The organism is Sorangium sp. So ce394, from assembly GCF_051474665.1.
GTDB lineage: Bacteria > Myxococcota_A > Polyangia > Polyangiales > Polyangiaceae > Sorangium > Sorangium cellulosum_D.
The window spans coordinates 8,682,509-8,705,056 of record NZ_CP150339.1; the positions used below are offsets into that span (position 1 = coordinate 8,682,509).

Annotated in this window: 15 protein-coding genes; 8 read left to right on the top strand and 7 right to left on the bottom strand. The window is 71.9% G+C overall.

Annotated elements, in window-relative coordinates; all coding sequences use genetic code 11:
- Nucleotides 1–454: 454 nt before the first annotated feature.
- Nucleotides 455–2,065, bottom strand: coding sequence for a DUF1552 domain-containing protein (locus WMF33_RS31865; RefSeq protein WP_437332152.1), 1,611 nt, complete (start codon nt 2,063–2,065; stop codon nt 455–457).
- Nucleotides 2,062–3,810 carry a DUF1592 domain-containing protein gene (locus WMF33_RS31870; protein WP_437332153.1) on the bottom strand — a complete coding sequence of 583 codons (1,749 nt, stop codon included), beginning with the start codon at nt 3,808–3,810 and terminating at the stop codon, nt 2,062–2,064. The genes WMF33_RS31865 and WMF33_RS31870 overlap by 4 nt, the downstream gene beginning before the upstream one ends.
- 599 nt (nt 3,811–4,409) lie before the next feature.
- Here WMF33_RS31870 and WMF33_RS31875 point away from each other — a divergent pair.
- The 5 genes from WMF33_RS31875 to WMF33_RS31895 all read left to right on the top strand — a co-directional run bounded on the left by WMF33_RS31875 (nt 4,410) and on the right by WMF33_RS31895 (nt 13,440).
- Nucleotides 4,410–8,096: a hypothetical protein gene (locus WMF33_RS31875; protein ID WP_437332154.1), complete on the top strand. Its 3,687-nt coding sequence runs from the start codon at nt 4,410–4,412 to the stop codon at nt 8,094–8,096.
- 263 nt (nt 8,097–8,359) lie between these two features.
- Complete coding sequence (locus WMF33_RS31880) at nt 8,360–9,295, top strand: fumarylacetoacetate hydrolase family protein (RefSeq protein ID WP_437332155.1); 936 nt, start codon at nt 8,360–8,362, stop codon at nt 9,293–9,295.
- Between the two features lie 418 nt (nt 9,296–9,713).
- Complete coding sequence (locus tag WMF33_RS31885; protein WP_437332156.1) at nt 9,714–10,259, top strand: hypothetical protein; 546 nt, start codon at nt 9,714–9,716, stop codon at nt 10,257–10,259.
- 529 nt (nt 10,260–10,788) lie between these two features.
- Nucleotides 10,789–11,067, top strand: a complete 279-nt coding sequence (locus tag WMF33_RS31890; protein WP_437332157.1) for a hypothetical protein — start codon at nt 10,789–10,791, stop codon at nt 11,065–11,067.
- 198 nt (nt 11,068–11,265) lie between these two features.
- On the top strand, nt 11,266–13,440 hold the full coding sequence (locus tag WMF33_RS31895) for an OmpA family protein (RefSeq protein WP_437332158.1): 2,175 nt from the start codon (nt 11,266–11,268) through the stop codon (nt 13,438–13,440).
- 273 nt (nt 13,441–13,713) lie between these two features.
- On the opposite strand, the gene WMF33_RS31900 is transcribed toward WMF33_RS31895, so the two are convergent.
- The 5 genes from WMF33_RS31900 to WMF33_RS31920 are packed head-to-tail and all read right to left on the bottom strand — an operon-like array spanning nt 13,714 to nt 18,426.
- Nucleotides 13,714–14,238 (bottom strand): GNAT family N-acetyltransferase, encoded by a 525-nt coding sequence (locus WMF33_RS31900; RefSeq protein WP_437332159.1) that lies wholly within the window; start codon nt 14,236–14,238, stop codon nt 13,714–13,716.
- Nucleotides 14,235–15,203, bottom strand: coding sequence for a HEAT repeat domain-containing protein (locus WMF33_RS31905; RefSeq protein WP_437332160.1), 969 nt, complete (start codon nt 15,201–15,203; stop codon nt 14,235–14,237). The genes WMF33_RS31900 and WMF33_RS31905 overlap by 4 nt, the downstream gene beginning before the upstream one ends.
- Complete coding sequence (locus tag WMF33_RS31910) at nt 15,161–17,479, bottom strand: protein-arginine deiminase family protein (protein WP_437332161.1); 2,319 nt, start codon at nt 17,477–17,479, stop codon at nt 15,161–15,163. Before WMF33_RS31910 ends, WMF33_RS31905 begins: the two co-directional genes overlap by 43 nt.
- Nucleotides 17,480–17,488: 9 nt before the next feature.
- Nucleotides 17,489–18,211: a peptidoglycan-binding protein gene (locus WMF33_RS31915; protein WP_437332162.1), complete on the bottom strand. Its 723-nt coding sequence runs from the start codon at nt 18,209–18,211 to the stop codon at nt 17,489–17,491.
- A complete protein-coding gene (locus WMF33_RS31920) occupies nt 18,208–18,426 on the bottom strand; it encodes a hypothetical protein (RefSeq protein WP_437332163.1) in 219 nt (72 codons plus the stop codon). The genes WMF33_RS31915 and WMF33_RS31920 overlap by 4 nt, the downstream gene beginning before the upstream one ends.
- A gap of 293 nt (nt 18,427–18,719) precedes the next feature.
- On the opposite strand from WMF33_RS31920, the gene WMF33_RS31925 reads away from it, so the two are divergent.
- From WMF33_RS31925 to WMF33_RS31935, 3 genes are read left to right on the top strand one after another with little or no spacing between them, the layout of a single operon-like run.
- Nucleotides 18,720–19,538, top strand: coding sequence for a class I SAM-dependent methyltransferase (locus tag WMF33_RS31925; protein WP_437332164.1), 819 nt, complete (start codon nt 18,720–18,722; stop codon nt 19,536–19,538).
- Complete coding sequence (locus tag WMF33_RS31930; protein ID WP_437332165.1) at nt 19,531–20,190, top strand: class I SAM-dependent methyltransferase; 660 nt, start codon at nt 19,531–19,533, stop codon at nt 20,188–20,190. The genes WMF33_RS31925 and WMF33_RS31930 overlap by 8 nt, the downstream gene beginning before the upstream one ends.
- 24 nt (nt 20,191–20,214) lie before the next feature.
- On the top strand, nt 20,215–22,533 hold the full coding sequence (locus WMF33_RS31935; protein WP_437332166.1) for a hypothetical protein: 2,319 nt from the start codon (nt 20,215–20,217) through the stop codon (nt 22,531–22,533).
- Nucleotides 22,534–22,548 lie beyond the last annotated feature (15 nt).

The following is a 22,548-nucleotide window of genomic DNA, read 5'->3' on the forward strand; positions in this document are numbered from 1 at the left end:
CGCCAGCGGCGTGAGCACGAACGACATCGACTTTCGCATGAAACTCCTTCTCGACAGCGTCCGCCGCGCAGACGCGCCGTCGGGGTCGTGATGGCTTCATCGCGCAGCGGCGCGCCGGCTCGACCGGAGCAGCCGACGACAAATCGTAGGGCAGCCTACGATCGGTGCGGCATGTCCGGAGACGGAAAGCGATCACGGGGGCGCAGAATAATTCCCGAGGAGACTGGAGGCCCCGACGAAAACGTGCGCACCGCGGAGATCTGGAAGCAGGGGTCTGTCTGCCGAGGCGCGCGTGGCGCCCGGGACGAGGAACGCCGCCGCCGTCGGCGAGGAGAAGCAGGGCCTCGTGCGGGTGCCCGCGGAGCTGGCCCAGGAGGCGCGGGAGCTCGGTCCTGCCGAGCTCGCCAGGCGAGGCCCGCGCGCCCGAGCGGCGCCGCGAGGGCCTCCCCCCGCATCACGCCTTGATGGCGTCGATCTCCCCCGGATTGCTGATGCCGGGCCCGTCGATGACCTTGCCCGCGCCGTCGGTGGTGAACGACGGAGCGCTGCCGCCGAAGCTAGCCGAGACCGCATCCGACACGCCGAAGCGATCGACCGGTTCCCAGTCGGGCATCCCGGCGCCGAGCGCGTTGATCAACGTCGTGTAGAGCTTGTTCAGCGGGACCGTCCCGCCCGACGAGCCGGTGTTGCCGCTGTTGTCCTCGCCCTCCGCGCCGGTCGCGCAGCTGGCCTCGCTGTTGCCCACCGCGAGGTTCCCGCCGGCGACGTTCACCGACACGCCCTGCTTGAGGTAACCGCCGGCGCTGCCGGCGATCACGATGGGGAGGTTGTTGTTGTTGTGCGCGTTGCCATCGGCGAGCTCCGGCAGCCACATGACCGCGGAGTTGTCGAGCATGGTGCCGTCCCCCTCCGCGATGCTGTCGATGGTCTTCACCAGCTTGGCGTAGCGCCCCGCGTACCAGCGGTCGATCTCGTGGATCTGCTCGATGACGCCGCTCACGCACTGGCCGCCGGTGGCGGCGCTCCCGTTCCGGTGCGAGAGCCCGTGATGATCGTGGGTGTGGGCGATGCCATCCCAATTGAACGTCACGTAGCCCGGCCACTGGAGCACGATGGAGCGGTTGCTGTCGCACATCATCGTGAGGGCGATGAGGCGGATCATCATCTCGCTGCCGAGCGTGTACACCTTCTCGCTGTTGGGGAAGCCGCCGCCGCGGGCGGGGTAGCCCGCCTCGGTGAGCGCGGCGTCCGTGACGCCGAGCGCGACCGCGGCCTCCTCGGTGCAGGCCGAGGGGACGACCTGCTGCTCGGTCTCGCGGAGCAGCGAGAGCCAGTCGTCGACCTTCCTCCGATCGGGGGCGCTCATCTTGCGGGCCTTGAAGGCGCTCAGGTCGGCGCTCACCAGATCGATGATGCTCTCGCCGCGCGCCACGCGATGATCCGCCTCGGTCTCGGCGCCGCTCGCGAAGAGCCCGGTCAGGCTGCTGTACACCGTGCGAGCGTTGGTCACCGGCGCGTACGGCGTCTTCGACGCCGAGTACGACACGATGCCCTTGACGTTCGTGAACGCGTTGCCGACGGAGAGCACGAGCGGGGACTTGTTGGTGCCCTGGTTGAAGCGCTGCGCGATCTCGTGGTCGAGCGAGTGCGACAGCGCCCAGTGCTCCCCGGCGGGATCGAGGGGCGCGCAGGTCAGCTTGCTGCCCATGCCCTGATCGTGGGGATCGAAATGCACCACCCCGTCCACCTTGTTGTTGAAGCCGTTCAGCGGCATCGCGAGCCCGCGCGGGAAGAGCAGCTTCGCCGCGAAGGGGGCGAGCGCTGCGAGGGTCCGAGGCTTCCCGTCCGCCTGCACCGCCTCCAGGGACGCCGCGGTGACGCTCCCGGACCCGCTCTCGATCGTCGGGAACCAGCGGTTCGTCAGGCAACCGTTGTTCGTATAAAAGATCACCAGGCGCCGCGGCGACGGGACCTCCTGCGCTCGCGCGGAGCGGACGAGCGAATTCAAGAAGGGGACCGCGAGCGCTGCGCCACCAATTCCGCGTAGGAATAGCCTTCGGTTCACGGCGCCACCTCCGTCTGCAGGGCACGAACTCGGAACGATTGACTCTGTGTGAGGTCCGCGATCAGGTCGAGGACGGTGTAGCCGCCCTGGGTGAGCTTGGCGCTCAGCTCGTCCACGGTGCAGGAGTCCTCGCTGTTGAGCTCGCGCTCGTAAGCGAACGAGACCCACTTTCTCACGTAGCACTTCTGCGCTTCCGGCGAGCTCGCGATGGCCTCGGAGAGCGCCACCGGGCCGTCGAGCTCCACGACGCTCTGGCCCATGTCGACGCTCACCCGCGTGTCGATGGGCGCGCCCGAGAACGACTCGGTCTGCTGGTAGGCCCCCACGGCGTCGTACGCCTCGAGCGCGAAGCCCGTCGGGTTGATGTACGTGTGGTGGCAGAACTTGCACGCGTCCGGGGCCGTCTGCGCGTCGACGCGAGCGCGGTTGGTCGTGAGGTCTTCGTCCGTGGGCAACGGCGTGCCCTCCACCATCGGCGGCGGCGGCGGGATGTCCGCGCACAGGACCTCCTTCTGCAGGAACGCGCCGCGCAGGATGGGCGACGTCCGGTCGTACCCCGAGTGCGACACCAAAAAGCCGAGGCGCGTGAAGAGGCCCGAGCGCTGCGTCGGGTCGAGATCGACCGGCACGAGCTCCGCGCCGTTGAACTGCGCAGGATCCAGGCCGTAGAGCGGCGCCAGGGAGGCGTTGACGAAGCCCACCGGCGTGGTGACGAGCTCCTGGAACGTCCCGGCCTGGTCGAAGACCACGTGCTCGATGAAGCGATCGGTCTCCTCGGACAAGAGAGGGACCATCGAAGCGTCGAAGTCCGGGAAGGCCGCCGGATCGCGCTGGATGTTCGACCAGCGGGTGCCCGGGCCCATGTGCAGGTAGTGCTCGTGGAAGGCCTTGACCATGCCGCGGCTCTTGGGATCCGCCAGCATTCGCCGCGCCTGCGCGAGGATCTGCTCCGGCGTGAGCAGCGCGTCGGCGTCCGCGGCGGCGAACAGCGCGTCGTCCGGCATGCTCCCCCACAGCAGGTACGAGAGGCGCGACGCCACTTCGTGGCTGTTCAGCGCGAAGTGCTCGCCCTCGGGCGTCTCGTTGATCTCCGCGCGCATCAGGAAGGAGGGGGAGACCAGGAACCCTTCGATGATCAGCTGGGCGCCGTCGTCGAACGAGCCGGTCTCCGTGAGCTCCTGGCGGCGGGCGTAGAGGGCCTGAAAGCGCCCCCGCTCCTCGTCGGTGAGCGGGCGCCGGAAGGCGCGCCGCCCCAGCGCATCGATGAGCCTGTGCGCGCACGCGGTGCCGTCGCCCTCCGGCGTGCAGGGGATGGCCTTGGCGCGCGCGCCGGGGTCCGCCATCACCGCCGCCGCCACCGTCTCTGCCGCGGTTTTGTACCCGTCCCACGCGCGCTGATCGACGCTCCCGACCCCGTCCGGCGCGAGCATCGACGAAGGCTGGCTGTCGATGCCGACCAGATCGCGAATCGTGTTGTCGTACTGCGCCTTGGTCAGGCGCGGCAGCGCCGACGTCCGCGGGACGCCCGGCACGCACACCGTCGGCTCGACGCCGGGGCCGGCGCCCGTCGAACCGCCCCCGCCGGTGCCGGCGGCGGCGCCAGGCCCGCTGCCGGGCCCGGCGCCAGGCCCGCTGCTCTCCTCTTCGTCATCCAGGCCGCCGATGTTCGCGATGCACCCGAGCATCGACGCGCAGCTCGTCGTGAACAGCGCAGGAACGATGAACCGCCTCGCCCACGTGTACATGGCACTCACCTCGTCCGGGGGGCGCTTTCGTCGGCCATCGCCCAGACATAGAATGCCTTGTCATGGGCTGCATGATCACTCCTTTTCTCGCATTTTCGTCATGGCGCAAGTTTGTTTTCTGCGCCGAATACCCCTGGATAAAATGTTGTCACCGGCGGCGCCCGGACGCGCTCGGGTCCAGGGAACCGGCGGCTCGCTCGTGCTGCTGAAACGACCCGAGGAGAACGTCACGACGCGAGCGACCCGTGGAGTCGGGCTCGACGCGCCGCGCGCCTCATCGCTGAAGAGAGGACAGGACCCGGCCACCCCTGGCGTCGTGGACGATCCGGCGCGACCCCGGAGCGCCGGTCGAGCTGGGCAGGCGCCCGCGACGCGCCGTGCGCCCCACGCGCGTCAAACCACGGCCGGCGGCCCGCCGCCCGAGGAACGCGGCGCGTCCAGGCGGCCAGCGAAGTGACGCTGCGCAATGCGGCGAGGTGCGATATTGGCCTCCATCCATCGGGGACGCAGGGAAGGCCAATTTGGCCATCGCGCCAGGTCTCGTTCCGGCGGCCGCGAGATCTGTAGACAGCGTAAGGCCTCTGAGCTCCACTGGGTTTATGGCGCGCGATAGGAATTTTCTGCGTCCGAACCTCGCCACGCTGTTCGTCCGGGTGGCGCCGCTCGTCCCCGTGCTCGCTTTGGTCGCCTCGCTCGCCGCAACCGGCTGCGCGGGGGGCTCGGAGGTCCCGACAGGGCCGGCCGGGACCGGCGGCGCGGGCGGCAGCGGAGGTCTCGGCGGCGCGGGCGGCGGCGGCGGCGACGGCGGCGGCGGCGGCGCTGGCGGCGCCGCGAGCGGGAAGCTCGAGCTCTGCGTCCTCAATGACGGAGGGCCGACCGGCGCGTGCGCGAGCCCCGAGGTCCTCGACTTCGCGTCGGTGTCGGCCGGCCGGCAGCGGACACGCTTGTTCCGCGTCGAGAACCAGACCGGGAAGGACGTCGTCTTCACCGAGGCCGGCATCGCCAGCGCCGACTTCGCCGTCCAGCCGGCGCGCTACGAGCCCGATCCGGCGAGCCCGGGCGCGTGGATCCGCGCCGCCGAGACGCTGCCGGCCGAGAGCGAGCCGGGCGGCGCGCTCTATTTCGAGGTGACGTTCACCTCGAGGGGCGTCGCCGGGCCGCTGCCCGCCGATCGGGTGACCGTGGAGGCCGAGATCGGCAGCGCGCGCGCGCCCGACGTGGTGGTGCCCGTCATCGGGCGGTCGGGCAGCTGTCCGGTGGGGACCGCGGCGTGCGACGACGAGCCGGACAACGGCTGCGAGACCGACCTCCTGACCAGCGCGGCCCACTGCGGCGCGTGCGAGCAGCTGTGCGTCTCCCCGAACGGGACCACCGGCTGCATCGAGGGGGTCTGCACGGTGTCGTCGTGCACCGACCACTTCGCCGACTGCGACGGCAACCCCACGAACGGCTGCGAGACCAACCTGCTGACCGACGTCGGGTCGTGCGGCGCGTGCGGGACGAGCTGCCTCAAGGAGCACACCACGGCGTTCTGCAACGGCGGCAACTGCAACATCATGGGGTGCGCGGAGAACCACGCCGACTGCGATCTCGACGCGCTGACCGGCTGCGAGACCGACCTCCTGACCAGCGCGGCCCACTGCGGCGGCTGCAACGTCGCCTGCGACTTCGCCCACGCGAGCGAGGCGTGCGTGGCCGGCGCCTGCGAGTTCGGGGCGTGCGACGCCGGCTACGCCGACTGCGACGGCGACCTGACGAACGGCTGCGAGGTCAACACCGGCACGAGCCTCGCGAACTGCGGCGCCTGCGGCGTTTCGTGCGGCTACCCGGGCGCGGCCGAGGTCTGCCTCTCGGGCGTCTGCGTGATGGGCGCCTGCGACAGAGGCTTCGCCAACTGTGACAACGACCCGGCGAACGGCTGCGAGGTCAACACCGGCACGAGCCTCGCGAACTGCGGCGGCTGCAACATCGCCTGCTCGCTCCCGCACGCCGCCGAGTCGTGCCTCGCCGGCACCTGCGTGCTCGGCGACTGCGAGGCCGGTTATGCCAACTGCGACGACAACCCGGCGAACGGCTGCGAGGTCGACACGAGCACGAGCACCGCGCACTGCGGCGCCTGCGGCGCGACGTGCAACCTCCCGAACGCCACCGAGTCGTGCGTCGACGGCGGCTGCGTGCTCGGCGCGTGCGCCGCGGGGTACGCCGACTGCGACGGCGACCCGGCGAACGGCTGCGAGGTCAATCTCAACAGCAGCGCCGCGAACTGCGGCGCCTGCGGCGTGGCGTGCGACCTCGCGAACGGCGCGGAGTCGTGCCTCGGCGGGACGTGCGTCCTCGGCGCGTGCGACCCGGGGTTCGCCAACTGCAACGCGAGCGCCCTCGACGGCTGCGAGGTCCACACGGCGAGCGATCTCGCGAACTGCGGCGGCTGCAACATCGCCTGCTCGCTCCCGCACGCCGCCGAGTCGTGCCTCGCCGGCAGCTGCGTGCTCGGCGCCTGCGAGGCCGGCTTCGCCAACTGCGACGGCCAGGCGGCGAACGGCTGCGAGGCCGACACGCGCACGAGCGCCGCGCACTGCGGCGCCTGCGGCGCGGCGTGCGAGCTCGCGAACGCCGCCGAGGCGTGCGTCGCGGGGGCCTGCGGCCTCATCGCCTGCAACGCGGGGTACGCGAGCTGCAACGGCATCGACGCCGACGGGTGCGAGATCAGCACCGCGACGGATCCGGCGAACTGCGGCGCCTGCGGCATGAACTGCGCCGCGGCGATCCCGAACGCGGCGGTCGGGTGCGGCGCGGGGGCGTGCACCTTCGAGGGCTGCCTGCCGGGCTTCTACAACGTCGACGGGTCGCTCGCGAACGGCTGCGAGTACGCGTGCACGTTCCTGAGCGACGTGGACCTGCCGGACGACGCGTTCGTCGACGCGAACTGCGACGGCATCGACGGCGACGCGAGCCAGGCGATCTTCGTCGCCACGGACGGGAGCGACGCCATCACCACCCCGGGCACGATGGCGCAGCCGAAGCTCACGGTCATGGGGGGCATCAACGAGGCGGTGGTGCGGGGGAAGACGCAGGTCTACATCTCGCAGGGGCTCTACAACGGCCGGGTCACCCTCACGAGCGGCGTGTCGCTCTACGGCGGCTACAACCGGGCGCTCGGCTGGGCGCGATCGGCCTCGTCGATCGTCACCGTACGCTCGGGGAGCACGGATGGCGGCTACGCCGCGGCGGTCGAGGGGACGAACATCAACGCGCCCACGACGCTCGATCGGCTGACGATCATGACCTTGGACCTGGGCTTGTCGTCGGCGGGGACCTCGAACTACGCCATGCGGTGCGTCAACTGCACGGCGGTGACGCTGAAGAACAGCAGGCTGGAGGCCGGCAACGGGGCGCCGGGCGCGGCGGGCGGCAGCGGGGCGGCCGGCAACGCGGGCGGCAACGGGTCGACGGGCGGGGCGGGTAGCTGCAACGACGTGGGCACGCGCACCGGCGGCGCGGGGGGGACGTCGACCTGCGGGCGCGCCGGCGGCAACGGGGGCAACGGGGGCCCTGAGGGGGAGCACGCAGGCAGCGGCGGCCAGAACGGCGTGGGCGGGTCGCTCGGCGGGAACGGGGGCGCGCCGGGAAGCGACTCGGCCGGGCAGCCGGGCGCGAACGGTCAGAACGGCGCCAACGGCGGGCCCGGGCTCAACGGCACCGGCGGCAACGGCGGGACGATCACCGGCAACCTCTGGCGGGCGAGGGTGGGCAACACCGGCGGAACGGGTGTGCACGGCAACGGGGCCGGCGGCGGCGGCGGCGGCGGCGGGCAGGGCGGCATCATCGCGAACGACGGCGCCGGCAACGGCGGCGGCGGCGGCGGGGCCGGGGGCTGCGGCGGCCTCGGAGGCGTCGGGGGCAACGGGGGCGGCGGCTCGTTCGGGCTGTTCCTCGTGAACTCGAACGGATTCCAGCTCATCGCCAACCAGATCTCCAGCGGCAACGGCGGCAACGGCGGCGCGGGAGGCGTCGGCGGCGCCGGCGGCAACGGCGGCAACGGCGGCAACGGCGGGACGGTGTGCACCAGCGAGGTCGGCGCCGGCGGCAACGGCGGCCGCGGCGGCAACGGCGGCCAGGGTGGATACGGCGGCGGCGGCGCGGGCGGCGTATCGTACGGTCTTTACCGCGTCGGCAGCAGCTCGGTGACGTTCGGGGGCAACGTCCTCACGGCCGGCTCGGGGGGCGCCGGCGGCACCTCGATGGGGTTCCCGGGCACCGCGGGGCTCTCGGGCAACGTCAACTGAGGAGACCAGCTGAGGAGGCCAAGGCGGCCGCCCTGCCGCCTCTCGTCTTCACCGTCTCCTGCTCTCCGCACGAGCTCCGCGGCGGGTGGTGGCCGGATTTGAACATGAAGGCGGGAAGGCGGGAAGAACAGATCCATGATCTTCCTGCCTTCCCGCCTTCATGTGAATCACTCTGGGGCAACTGGGCCACCACCCCGCGGCGCTCCCGCGGGCCGGACCCGCGCCATCGCCGTCATCGAAGCACAGGACAAGCGAGCGATCAGATGAGATTCTGCACCTTCAGTCATCCGCCGCGCGGGACCATGCGGCCAGGCGTCCTCACCAGCGATGGCGCGATGATCGTCGATCTCGGCGATGCCTTCCCGGAGATGCTGTCGATCATCAAGGGTGGCGAGGAGGCGATGGCGCGGGTACGCGACCTGCATGCCAAGGCCGAGATCCGTGTGCCTCTGTCGGAGGCCGAGCTGCACGCGCCCGTGCCGGTGCCAGAGCAGATCCGCGACAGCATGCTGTTCGAGAAGCATGTTCAGCAGGCGATGGAACAGATCGCCAAGATGCGCCATCCCGTGCTCGGCCCATGGTTGGTCAAGCTGGGCATGGTCAAGGTCGCGCCGGCCTGGTATCGGATGCCGATCTATTACAAATCCAATCGCTTTTCGGTGATCGGTCCGGATGGCGACGTCATCTGGCCGCGCTACAGCCAGGTGATGGATTTCGAGCTGGAGCTCGGCTTCTTCCTCGGCAAGAAGGGCAAGGACATCAAGGCGTCGGAGGCGCGCGACCACATCTTCGGCTTCACCATCTTCAACGATTTCTCCGCTCGCGACGCGCAGAGCATCGAGATGCAGAGCATGCTCGGCCCCTGCAAAGGCAAGGATTTCGACACCGGCAACAGCATGGGGCCATTCCTCGTCACGACGGATGAGATCGGCGATCCGTATCGCTTACGGATGCAGGCGCGGGTGAACGGCGAGACCTGGTGCGACAGCAATTCCAGCACGATCCACCACAAATTCGAGGATCTGCTGGCGCGCGTCTCGGCCGACGAGACCGTCCATCCTGGCGAGTTCTTCGGCTCCGGCACCGTCGGCGACGGCTGCGGCCTGGAGCATGGGCGCTATCTCAAGGATGGCGACGTGGTCGAGCTGGAGGTCGAGAAGATCGGCGTCCTGCGCAACCGCGTGGTGCGGCAGAAATAATCAGCCGGCGAGGAAGGGCTCGAGCAGGCCGAGGATGTCGACCTCGGCCATGAAGATGCCGGCCGCCAGCGGCATGGCGGCAGATTCCTCGGCCGCGGCGCCTTTACCGCGCCGAGGTGATGTCGTGCTGGTCAGCCGGTGTCCGGAGGCGGCACCGTGGCCGCTGGCGGGCGCTCCGATCCACCGACGCCCCCCGATGCGCTCGACCCGCGGTGGTGCTCAATTTGCCCGGAGAGAGTTCACATGAAGGCGGGAAGGCAGGAAGATCATTGACCTTTTCTTCCCGCCTTCCCGCCTTCATGTTCAATTTTGAGCACTGCCCGACCCGCCGGTACAGGAACAGCAGGGACGTATCATAGCCTAGATCGCCGTTGACGCCGCCTTCCGGTCGGAGAAGCATCCGGCATCGGGGGAAGGCATGGCACACGGGCCGAAGGCGAAGTCGCGCGCGCTCCTGCGGTGCGTCTGTGTCTGTGCGCTCGTCCTTCTTCCGGCGCCGGCCAACGCTGTCGAGTTCAGCGGTGGCGTGAGCGTGGGCGGGATCCAGGTCGGGACCAATCCCAAGCTTGCGGTGAGTCCCTTCGCTGGGTTGCTCTGGCGCCAGGAGAGGGATTTTCTGCTCGAGATCCATAACATGTTCAGCGTCCTTCCCGGAGAACGGTTGGGGCTCCACGATCGAACGGCGGTCACCCTTGTGTACGCTTGGGAGGCAGGCAAGGTCAGCCTCGGGCCGTCCTTCTCGATCTACTGGATGCCGGTCTGCGGTGTCGCGCTCTGCAACCGAGTGGTGGGAATTGCTCCGGGCGGCCACGTCCAGGCCGACTGGTATTTCTCCGATCCTTTGGGCGCGTCTGTGAGCGCCAACTTGGACTGGGTCGGCGGGAGCAGCCGTGTTCTTCACGGCAACCTGATGGCGATGGTCACCGCTGGACCCGTTTGGAGATTCGGGGGAGAGTCGAAATGAGCAGAGCTATTACCGTCCTGCTTCTCGGTCTTATCGCTTGCAACTACGACGTGGGCGAGTGCTGGCTCCCCATGGAAGAAACGAGCGGAGTCGGCGCTGGCACCGTCACCCCGACAGGAGCCGGCGGGTTCGGGCATGCGCCGCGAACTCCTCGACTTGCCGATGCTTCCTTCGATTTATGTAGCTCACAAACGGTGACGTGCACGGTCACCTGGAAGGCCGGTTCGGCCACTTGCGGAAGCACGACGAGCTGCACGACGCTATACCAGGGCCAACATGCATCACTGGACGAAGCCGAGGAGCGGTGCGAGAAGGTTTACGGCGTCGGGACCGACTCCGGGGCGCTGTCTTGCAGCTCCTGCGAGTGGGGTACGCGCGCAGCCAACGACTGTTTGGAGCACTGCAAGGACCTCTGCTACCAGATATGGGAGAGATGTCGCCAGGACTGCCCCAAGGGAGACAAAAACTGCTTGTCGGAGTGCACCAACAAACTCGCCGCTTGCAACCGCGAATGCGACAGAAAGTGCAGATGAGCATGATCGAGCTAAGGTACCAATTCAAGGGCGACACACCTAAGGATATCACGGTGCGACTGTTTGATGTCAGACAGGTGCGCGACGCCGACGATCCCGCGCCTTGGGGCATCAACGTAACGATCGCGTGGGGCGCGGAGATCGCGTTCGATCGCCCGCTGGCCGGTGCGGATCCGCTCCACGCTGTGGAGCTGGCTTGTCAGTTTGCATCCAAGTACATCCGCGGCCGAGCGGAAGATGAGGGTGGCACGCTCGAGCCACCGATCTCGCCCTGAAGGCGACCAGCCCCCCCCGAACGCGGCGTTCTTCCAACCCACGCCTCGCCCACGGAGACCTCGCAGGAGCACCCAGGCCATTCGAGACCAGGAGCCTCCGCGCCGCGGCCGTGCTCGACCGCTTGCCGCCGATCTCCGTCGGGTACACTGCCGGCGCCCCCGCGCCTCCACCTCCTTCTTCACGGAAAGCTCGCCCCCATGAAGCACGCCTCCCTCGCGGCGCTCTCGCTTGCCCTCACCGCGTGCGCCGGACCGCTGGCGAAAGGGCCGTCGCCCGACCTCCGCCTGCGGCACGTCGTCCTGTACCAGAACGGCCTCGGCTACTTCGAGCGCACCGGCGTCATGCCGGGCGAGCGGCTCTCGCTCCGGTTCCGGGAACGCGAGGTCGACGACGTGCTGAAGAGCATGGTGGTCGTCGAGCAGGACCTCGGGCCGAACGACACCCCCTCCACCGTGAGCGCGCTCTTGCCGCGCTCCGGGCAGGCGACCGGACCCGAGGATCCCGCCGAGGTCGAGCTCGTCTTCTCGCCGGCCGCGAAGCGGCCCGTGTCGATCGCGTACGCGGTGCCGACCGCCGCCTGGAAGGCGACCTACCGCGTGATCCTGCCGGCCAAGGGGCAGAAGGAGAAGCGGGCGCTCCTCCAGGCCTGGGCGCTCATCAGCAACATCGGCGACGAGGACTGGAGCGAGGTCAACGTGACCCTCGCGACGGGCGCGCCGCTCTCCTACGCCTCGAACCTGCGCACGCCGGCGATGCTCGACAGGCCGGAGCTGAAGGGCGTCTACGACGGCGACGGCGGCGCGCTCGCCCCCGTGCTCGCGGAGAGCTCGCCCGGGCCCGACGCCGACCGCGACGGCGTGTTCGACCACGAGGACGCCTGCCCGCGCGAGCCCGGCTCGGCGAGCCCGCTGCCCGCGCGGCACGGCTGCCCGCTGGCGGTCCGCGCCATCAGCAGCGAGCTCCAGATCCTGAGCCCCGTGCCCTTCGACAAGGGCTCGGACGTCATCCCGCCGCGCGCGAGGCCGCTCATCGAGGAGATCGCGCGCACGATCAAGAGCGTCCCGCACATCCGCGTGTTCGAGGTCGAGGGGCACGCCTCGGCCGACGAGGCCGGCGCGGCGGATCTCGCGGCCCGGCGCGCCGCGGCCGTGCGCGCGGCGCTCCTCCAGCTCGGGGTCACGGCCGAGCTCGTGACGCGCTCGCACGGCGCCGAGATGCCCCTCGCCGCCAACGACACCGAGGAAAACCGGCAGCGCAACCGCCGCGTCTCGCTGCACGCCCGGGACATCAGGCCACAGCCGCAGGACCCCAGCCCGGAGCGCGAGGCGCCGGCCGTCACGCCCGAGGCGATGGCGAAGGTGCCGGAGGGCGCGGCGAGCGTGGACGCCGTGGCCGGGGCCTTCCGGTACGCGATCGCGAACCCGGTGACGCTCCCGAAGAAGTCGTCGGCGCTGATAACGCTCATCAACCGCTCGGTCGCGGGCGAGGACGTCCTCCTGTTCCGCCCCGATCCCGCGGCGCCCGCGAGCGCGACCCACCCCTTCCGCGCAGCGCAGATCGAGAACCGGAGCGCGCTCGGCCTCCAGCCCGGATCCGTGTCGATCTTCTCCGGCGGGACGTTCGTGGGCGAGGGCGTGCTCACGCGCCTTCTGCCCGGGCAGAGCGCGACGATCCCGTACGCCATCGACAGCTCGACCGAGGTGCGCGCGACGAGCATGACCACGGAGGTGCCGGTGCGGGTCGTGTCGCTGTCCCGCGGCGCGCTGCGCGTGGAGGATCGGTACCGGCGCGTGACGGTCTACGAGGTGAGGCCCGGCCGGGACGTGCCGGAGACGTTGCTCATCCGCCACGCGAGGGCGTCCGGGTTCGAGCCGCTGGGCCTCCCGGGGTGCACGGACGCGACGCCGCACGCCTGCCTCGTCGAGAAGAAGCTCGCGCCCGGCGCGCCCCAGAAGGTCGTGGTCGAGGAGACGCGGCTGTCCCAGCGCGAGATCCCGCTCGTCCAGGCCGACAGCGATCGGCTCTCGCTCTACCTGAAGGGATCGAGCCTCCCGGCCGAGCTCCGCGCGCGGCTGGACCGCGCGCTCGCGCTCCGGCGCGCGCTCGACGCGGCGAACGACGAGCTCGACCCCCTGCGGCGGAAGCGCGCCGAGCTGATCGACCGCGCCGCCGAGCTGCGCGAGAGCCTGAGGACCATCGAGCGCACGCCCCAGGCCGGCAAGCTCCGCCAGACCTTGCTCGACCGGCTCGCCGAGGTGGCCCGGCAGTCCGAGGAGATCGGCGCGAAGATCACCCAGCGCGTCGAGGACGCGGCCATGGCGCGCGCCGAGCTCGACGAGACGCTCCGCGATCTGGTCATCGAAGGTCGGTGAGCGCCGGAGGACGATCCCGGCAGACCGAGCGGCCGCAGCCTCTGGGCAGCGACCCCAGTTTCGTATGAATTTTTACAAATTCGCATGCGCAACGACCCTGCATGCGTTGTAAAGCTTACAGATCTGCCGGTAAAATGACCCTGCATGCGTCCCGGCGCTCAGGGATCCACGTGCGGGACGACGCCACGAGCGTCCGGGCACGCGGAGATCCGTATGCGGGACGACCCTGCGTGTGTCCCGACGCTTGAAGCTCCGCATGCTCGTCGAGCCCGATCAGGCCGGGCCCTCGACCCCATGGTGGCGCGAAATCAGCGTCACTGTCCACAGACCGTGATCGACCCAGGCGCCCGCCACGCGCAGGAGGCGGCGGCCGGCCGGGGAGCGGCGGAATCCGAGCTTTTCCACGAGGGCGATGGCGGCCTCGTTCGACGGCTGGATGGAGGCGTCGAGCCGCGCGAGGCCGAGGGCTCGCGCCCGCAGGCAAACGAGGCCCAGCGCCTCCGTCATGTACCCTCTCCGCGCGAAGGCGACGCCCACCTGGAACCCCACGCAGGCGCGCGTGCGGGTCATTTCGGACAGGGTCACGGCGCCGACCAGCGCGCCGTCCTCCCGCCGCACGACAATCCACCCCTCGAAGCTCGGCGACAGGCACCTGGCCCGGTACGCCGTGAGATCGGCCGGAGAACGGACGGACGCGGTCCACGGCGCGTGGAAGGCCTCGCTCTCCCGATTCATCGTGAGAAAGGCCTCCTCGTCGGCAGGCTCGAGGGCGCGGAGGACAACGCGCTCGCCGATCATCGCGCCGAGACCCGCCGCGCGAGGAGGTCCGCGGCGCCGCGCGCCGCCTCGCGAACGAACCCGTCGGGGTGCTCGCGCGCGAGCCTCCGGACGGGCTCGAGCGCCGCCAGCGCGCGCGTGTCGGCCAGCGCATCGACCATCCGCTGGACGGTCCTCGTATCGGTCTCGACGGACAGGCGCTCCACGATCGGCGCGACGGCGATCTCGCCCGCGATCCGCGCGAGAGGCACCGCGACCTCCACGCGCAGCGGGGCGGGCGTCCCGGGGTCGACGAAGAGCGCGAGGAGCCGCTCCGCCGCCTCGCTCGCGCGGAGCAGGCCGAGCCCGGTCGCCGCCGCGCAGCGGACCCCGAGATCGCGGCTCGCGTCCCCGAGCGCGCCGAGGAGCGGAGCGACGGCGGTGCGGCTCCCCGTGCGGCTCAGGGCCTCCGCGGCCGCGGCCGCGGCGAAGGCATCGCCCTCCTCGACGAGCGCGGCGAGCGCGGCGAGCGACCGATCAACGCCCTGCGCGGCGAGCTCGCCGATCGCGAGCACCAGCGCGAGCACGCCGCCGTCGTCGATGCGATCGCGCTCGTTCCAGAGCAGCTCGACTGCGCGCGGGAGAACCCGCGGCCCCGCGCCCGCGATGCGCTCGGCCCTGAGAGAGGGCAGCGGCGCGCCGCCGAGCGGCGCGCCGGGACCCAGGCGGAAGTCACCGCGGGCCCATCGCTCCACGTTGTCGAAGAGGGCCGGAGCGTCGAGGGCCAGGAGCAGCGCCGCGGCCGTGGAGCGCACGGGCCAGCGGACCGACCCGTCATCGGACAGACGCGCGATCTCGGCGCGGCTCGCCGCGGCGCCCTCGAGGAGCCGGGCGCGTGCCGCGCGGTGGTCGTCGCCCCGCGCATCGGAGAGCGCCTCTAGCTGCCGCTGGAGAGCGGCCGAGATCACCATGTGTCCACCACGTCGTGATAATCGGTCCTCTGCCACCACACGTCCTTCGCAGCCACCTGGTGCGGCTGCCGCCGGACCTTCGTCCCGCAGTGCAGCTCTCCTCCGCCGATGTGGTACCAGACCCAGTCGTCCACGAACACCGGAGTGAGCCCGAGGGGGCGGAACCGGACACGGATGTAGGCCTCGAAGATATCGACGGACGTCTGCGTGATCTTGTAAAGCGTCCAGCCCTTCGGCACCGCGTCGAGCCCGTCGGGCAGCGCGTGCCAGCCGACCACGTGGTCGTCTCCCGCGTTCGCGATGGTCTCCACCGATGTGGCGCCGCCCCTGGTGAACGCCTCCCGCACCTCTTGCGCCTCCATGCCGGGCGCCGCCCAGAAGAGCTCCGCGGCGTGATCGCCGAGCTGGGCCGCGTCGACCATCCCCTCCGTGATCCGTTCGAGCCCGACGAGGACCTTCCGCGCCGCCGCGACGGTCAGGCGCGGTCCCCACGGCTTCGGCAGGAGGATGGTAGATCCGAGCGCCACCATGTTCACCATGTCCGGGAACTGGGCTCCCACCTTCGCGTTCGCCGGCGTGAACAGGACGGGAACCGCCAGGATGTCACGGCCGTCGCCGTTCAGCGCGAGCGTCGCGACGAGCCGCTGCCGGATGTGATCGAGCTTCCTCGCCCAGGTGTGCGCCGCGCGGTCGACGGGCCGCTCCGCGTCGTCGTCGACCAGCCTGTACGCCGGCAGAGGAGCGGCGTCCCCGGGCGCCGAGAAGTTGATCGAGCTGTTCTTCGAGCGCAGCCCCCGGACCACGCGGGCGTCCTCCTCCCCGTGTTCTGCGCGCACGCGCTGGAGGACGCGGACCGCGAGGTCCGGTGACGCGAAGAGCACCGCGAAGCCGGCTCCGCCGCAGCTCGTGACGCCGCACGTCCCGTACGCAGGCACGAAGTTCACGATCTCGTCGGTGTGCCCCACGTGCAGCCAGGACGTGTCGATTCGCACCACGGGCTGCACCTGCTGCGATTCGAGGAACCGCCACACCTCCTTGGTCGGGCGACCTGATCCCTGAGGACCTCCATCGCCGAGGAGGATCTTGCCGTAGGGCGCCTCGGGGTGCGCGCATACGTCGGGCCCTGCATCGTCGTCGAGGTGCGCCTGCGTGGCGTTCGGCACCGGCGGAGTCGCCACGAGGTTGCCGCCGCCGTCCATCAATTTGTTGGTCGGGATATCTTTGAAGAGCTCCGCGAAGATCCCTGTCTCACCGTCGGGCAGATAGGACGCCACCACCGCCTCGACCCCCGGGTTCCCGAGGCTGCCGTGCCCTCTCCGCGGGGTCTGCACGACCACGTGGAGCACCTCGTCCGGCGTGACCAGGTGGCCGAGGTGCACCGCATCCTGCGCCCACACGTCTTCGCCTGTCTCGTCCCCCTCGAGGAGGGTCAGAGGGATCTGGACCTGCCGCGCGATGTCGGCGAGCGTACCGACCACATCGAAGTTGCCCGGGCTCGACCCCGTGTCCCTCTTTCGCACCACGAACAGGCGCAGAGGAGCCTGGACCGAGCTCGCGAAGAGGACGGGCGGCAGCGTGAACAGCGCGACGTCCTCCGCGATGGTCTGCTGGTCCGGATCTCTGTTCAAGAGGCGGAGCCATATCTCCCGGCGGGACCGGTAGCGGTAGAGCGTCTGTCGCTGACTTCCCAGGAGCGCCCCGAGGTAGGGTCCCGTCGGCGCCGCGATGGGGCTACGGCGGAGTTCCTCCTTGTGGTATCCCGGCAGCGCCGAGTACGCCACGTTGAACAGGAGCGCCTCGTCCGCGGTGGGGCCGAACGAGAGGTCGTTCGACTGTTCGAAACTGTCCAGGTAATTGACACTGCTGTAATGGTCGTCGATGTCCGACTGTTCCGGCTCGGCGGGTGCGTCTTCGTCCACTGACGTATCGTCGACCGAGGGCTCCTCCTCCACGTCGCCGGAGATCGGCAGCCGGATGAAGCGGGCCGAGTCCGCGATCGTGTGGTCGGCGTGGAGCACGCAGTTGGGGATCGAGCGGATCTCGAGCTCGACCGTACGCGCCGCGGGGGCCGCATCGGGCTGCACGAGCGCGAGCGGCTGGCTCCGGGCGAGCTCACCGTCCTCGCGCGTCTTCATGGTGGGCATGAGCACCACCCCCGGGCGAGCGAGCTTGATCTCCGGGGCGACCGTGGCGCCGCCGCCGCTCGCCGGGGTGACGCGGAACACCGCCGGGCACCGCGCCTCGACGACCGTCACGGGGTTCAACGCCTGCGGCGTTGCGGAGATCGGAAGCGCGGCTTGTTCCTCGTTCATGGCGCGCCCTCAGAAGCCGTATGCTCTCTCCAGCGCTTCGATCGTGGCCTGATCGATCTCGCCGGTAGGCGTCAATTCCTGATCCGTCTGGAACCGGATCAGCGCCGCGCGGAGGTGCTCGTCCATCGCGGATCCCTGCCTCTCCGCGTAGCCGAGCGCGAGGAGCCGGCCGCGGGCGCCAGACAGGCTGTTGACGGGGCCGAGATCGCCCACGGCCAATGTCCAGGACACCGTCTCTGGCAGGCCCCGCAACCGCACCCACACGATGAGCTCGCCCGTGCGGGCGGTGGCCTCGACGAAGTGCCGGAGCGTCCCGTCCGCGCCGGTCACTCCCGCATACTCGCGCTTCCCGATGCGCAGGAGGTACTTGCGCCCCACGAGGACCTTCCCTTCCTGCGTCTTGAGCTGAAAGGCGATCTCCGCCGGAATCCCCTTCCGGCGGAACACGTGCCTCTTGCCGGTCTCGCACGCGATCTCCTTCGGCGAGATGGGCGGCACGGTGACGCGGTCTCCCGGGAACAGCACGTTCGGGTGTTTCCTCGCCGCCTTGAGCTCCCGGTTGGCGGGGTGATTCCAGAGGGTCTGCCAGAAGTGCCCGCTCTCCTCGGCGATGAGCACCGTGGTGTCGCCCGCCCGCACGACGCGATCCCCCGCGCCCACGGGTTTCGCCGCCGGCGCCGCCGCGCGCCCCGGCCCTCCGCTCCCTGCCCGTCCGTGCGCATCTCCGCTCACCGCGCCGTCCCTCCTACGTTGAGCTCGTTCGCCGTCATGCCAACCATACCACCGCCGCCGATGGAGTCGCCGCCCGGCTCCGCGCCGCAGATCGCGCCGGCGCCACCGTCTCGGCCTGCTGCAGCGGCCACGACGACGTCGCCGCCGGTCGAACAGAACGGCAGGTCGCGGCCAAGAAGATCAAGGACGACGTCGATCGTAAGAAGCGTCCGCACCGCGCGGCGAGGTCGAGCGTGCTCGGCAGGAGCGCGGCGCCTGCCCTCCCCGCGCCAGGTGCGGTCCCACACCGGAGCCGCGGGACGCCGCGCGTCGGGCTCCGCCGTCAGCGTCAGGCGCCCGCCGCGCTCGGGAAGCGCCGCGCCGATGGTAGGATGGCGCGCATGCCCCTGCCGCCCCCCGCGCCCGGAGCGCTCACCGCGCTCGCCGCAGCGACCGACGAGCCGCACCCCACGGAAGCAGCGCGCGCGCGCCGGCGCCCCGCGCGCCGCCACGGGTGAAGAGCGCTCCCATGGACCGAGAGTGGCCGCTCGACGCGGAGGACTTCTTCGCCTACTACGCCTTCGCGCCCGCGGCGCTCGCCATCCGCGAGTGCGTGCGGCTGCGCGCCGTGCGCGAGCTCGACCTGCCGGAGCCGCTGCTCGACGTCGGCTGCGGCGACGGCCTGTTCGCCCGCCTCGCCTACCCGCACAAGCAGGCGTGGGGCATCGACATCAACCCGACCGAGGTGCAGCGCGCGCAGCGGACCGCGTCGTACCGGACGCTCATCTGCGGCAACATCGTCAGCGTCCACCTGCCCGAGCGGTTCTTCGGCAGCGCCATCGCCAACTGCAGCCTCGAGCACGTGCCCGATCTCCACGGGGCCCTCGCGAACATCCGGCGCGCGCTCAAGCCCGGCGCGCGGCTCGTGCTCATCGTGCCCACGCCCGACTGGACGTTCCACCTCGCGCTGCCCGAGGCGATGCGCGCCGTGGGCCTGGTCGGCCTCTCGCGGGCGTACGGCGACGCGCTCGACCGGGTCTTTTCGCACGTCCACCTCTACGACGAGGCGGGCTGGCGCGACCACCTCGCGCGGGCGGGCTTCGACCTCACGGAGACGCGCCCCATCGCGGGCAGGCCGACCTCGTGGGCGTTCGACTTCATGCTGTACCCGAGCCTGCTCGGCTATGTGATGCGCAAGCTCACCGGCCGGTGGATCGCGATGCCGGCGCTCCGCCCGCTCACCGCCGACCTGGCGCGCGCCGTGGTCAACGCGGTCGGGCGCCTCGCCCCGGGCGGCGACGCGGCCGCCGAGTACCTGCTCGTGGCGCGGGCGCGGCCCGATGGCTGACCCGGCGGCGCCGCCCGGCGACTACTTCTCGAACCACCGCCGCCGCGAGCGGTTCCCGTGGTCGCTTTACCACGGCGCGCTCACCCGCCCCCTCGCGCGCGCCATCGCCGCCCGCGGCCCGCGGCCGCGCGTGCTCCTCGTCGGCTGCGGCCTCGAGGGCGAGATCCCCGGCGCGCCGCCCGCGACCGAGCTCTACGGCTGCGATCTCGACGCGCGCGCCATCGAGGCGTGCCGGCGCCTCTACCCGGCGCGCGCGGCGCGCTTCGCCGTCTGCCCGGGGCCCTACGCGCTCCCGACGGGCGGCGGCTTCGACGGCCCGTTCGACGTCGTCCTCGCGAAGGAGGTCGTCGAGCACACCCTCGATCCGTCGCGCTGGGCGCGCGGGCTATCGGCGCGCCTCGCGCCGGGCGGCACCCTGCTGCTCACGACCCCGAACTATGGCCGGCTGTCCACGCTGCCGCTCCTCGAGGCCACGGTGCTCGAGTGGATCGCGCGCCGCGACGGCTTCTCGCGCAAGCACATCCACCCGAGCAAGTTCGACGAGCGCCGCCTCGCGGCCCTCGACGTCGGGGAGCAGATGCAGCTGGTGTCGGTGCGGCGGACGCTCACCGGCTGGTCGCTCCTCGGGACCTGGCGGCGCGCCCCGGGTTGACGCCGGCGCCGGCGAGCTCTGTCCATGCTCCTCCTCCTGCTCGCGCTCGGCGTCCTGGTCCTCCGGCTGGCCGAGCTCCGCGCCGACGCAGCCTCGGGATCCGCCGCGCCCGCGCCCGCCGCGCCCGCGCCCGCCGCGCCCGCGCCGCGCCTCGCCTGGCTCGCCGCCGCCGCGGCGGTGGCGGCCGCGCTCCTGCCGGCGCTGCGCGACGCGCGCGCGCTCGCCGGGCCCGGCGCCGCGCTGTGGAAGGACGCGAGCTCGCACCTCGCCATCGCCTACGACATCGCGACGAGCGGCCTGCCGCACGGGTGGATCGACACGAACAACGGCGGCTTCCCGGTCGCGCTGCACTACCCGCCGATCGGCTGGCTGCTCACGGCGGCGCTGATCCGCCTCGGCGTCGCGCCGGTGGTCGCGGCGAAGGGGCTCGGCCTCGCCGCCTTCGTCGGCGCCCCGCTGGTCGCCCTCGCCGCGGCCCGCGCGGTCGGCGCGCGCCCCGCGTCGGCCGCCGCCGGCGCGGTGGCGCTCGCGTGGGTCGCGCCGTACGTGCAGTTCGCCGGCGGGTGGCCGTCGTTCTTCCTCCTCGGGCTGCTCTCGCAGATCCTGGTCATCCCCCTCGTCGTCGCCTGGGCCGCCGCGGTGATCCGCCCCGCCCGCTTCGAGCTCGGGCCGGCGCTCGCCGCGGCCTGCGCGGCGACGCATCCGCAGGTCTTCGCGGTGAGCGCCGCCGTCCTCGCCGCGGCCGCGATCGCCGCGTGGGATCGGCGGCTGTGCGCGCGGGCGCTCCGCTCGCTCGCGGGCGGCGGCCTTGTCGCGGCCGCGCTCTACGGCCCCGGCATCGCGTCGATGGCCGCGCCCTTCGGCTGGCCAGCCGGCCTCGGGTGGCGGCACATCGGCTTCGGGCCCGAGCGCGTGCTGCCGTGGACGCTCGAGGGCGACCTGCTCGACTACGAGCACGCCCCGGTGATCGGCTCGGCGTGGATCGCCGCCTGCCTCCTGCACGCGACGCGCCTCCGCGCCCCGGCGTCGCGGGCCCTCCTCGCGGCGTCGGCGGCCGCGCTGCTCCTCTCGATGAGCGGCGGCTGGATCGCCTCCGCGGGCCCGCTCGGCCGCGCGCTGCTCTCCGTGTTCCAGCCGATGCGCGCCCTCGCCCTCCTGCCGCTCGTCGCGGCCGCGGCCATCGTCGCCGGGCTCGATCTCGCGGCCGCGGCGCTCGCGCGCATCGGCGCCGCGCTCGCCGCGCGCCGCCCACGCCCCGCGCTCGCCGCGCTCCTCCCGCGCCCCGCGTTCGCCGCGCTCCTCCCGGCCGCGCTCGCCGCGCACCTCCCGGCCGCGCTCGCCGCGCTCCCGCCCGCCGCGCTCGCGCTCGTCGCGGCGCTCGAGATCCCCGCCCGCGCGGCCGAGCTCCACGTCCTCGCGGAGAACCAGGCCTCGCTCGTCGCGTCGCGCGGCTGCCGGCCGCACGTCGAGGGCTTCGATCCCGATCTCATCGCCCGCTGGCTCGCCGAGGCGCCCCATGGCCGCGCGAGCTACGGCGCCGAGGACACGCTCGCGGCCTGCTCCAAGGTGCACGCCGCCGATCTCCGCAGCGCGGTCCCGATGGCGTTCTCGACCGGCGCGGGCGCGCACGTCGGCGTCCACATGGCCGCCTTCCTCACGCTGGCGCCCGAGCGCCCCGGGAGCGCCGCGCGCGCGGAGGCGCTCGGCGTCCGCACGCTCATCCACCTGACCTCGCAGCGGCCGGGGCCGCCCGAGGCGTGGGCGCTCGTGGACAGGCGCGGGCAGGTCGAGCTGTCGCGGCGGGTGGGCGGCACGGACTACGTCGGGCTCGGGTGCGTGCGCGAGGTGTGGCGCGGCCGCGAGGCCGATCTGCTCGCGGCGCTCTTCGATCACCTGGCGCAGTCGCGCACCGTGCTCGACGCGCCCGGCGAGTTCGTGGCGCTGGAGGCGGCCCGCGGCCCGCTCGAGCGCCTCACCGCGGCCGACGGCGGCTGCGACGCGTCCCGCGCCCGCGTGCGCGAGGCGCCGCGCGAGCCGGGCGCGTACGAGGCGATCGTCGACGCCGAGGCGCCGGTCGACGTGGTCTTCCGCGCCACGGCGTACGGCGGCTGGCGCGTGCGCGACGGCGGCGCCGAGCTGGTCCCGCGGCGCGTCGCCCCGGGCTTCTTCGCGGTGCGCGTCGGCCCTGGCCGGCACCACCTGGAGGCGGTGGCGGCGCTGCCGCGGCTTTACCTGCCCGCGCTCGCGCTCGCGTGCGCCGCCGCCCTCGCGCTCGGGGCCCCGCGCCTGCGGCGGCCGCTTTCCGCCGCGCCGGCTCCCCTCCCGCCGCGGCGAGGGTGCTAGGATGGCGGCCCGACT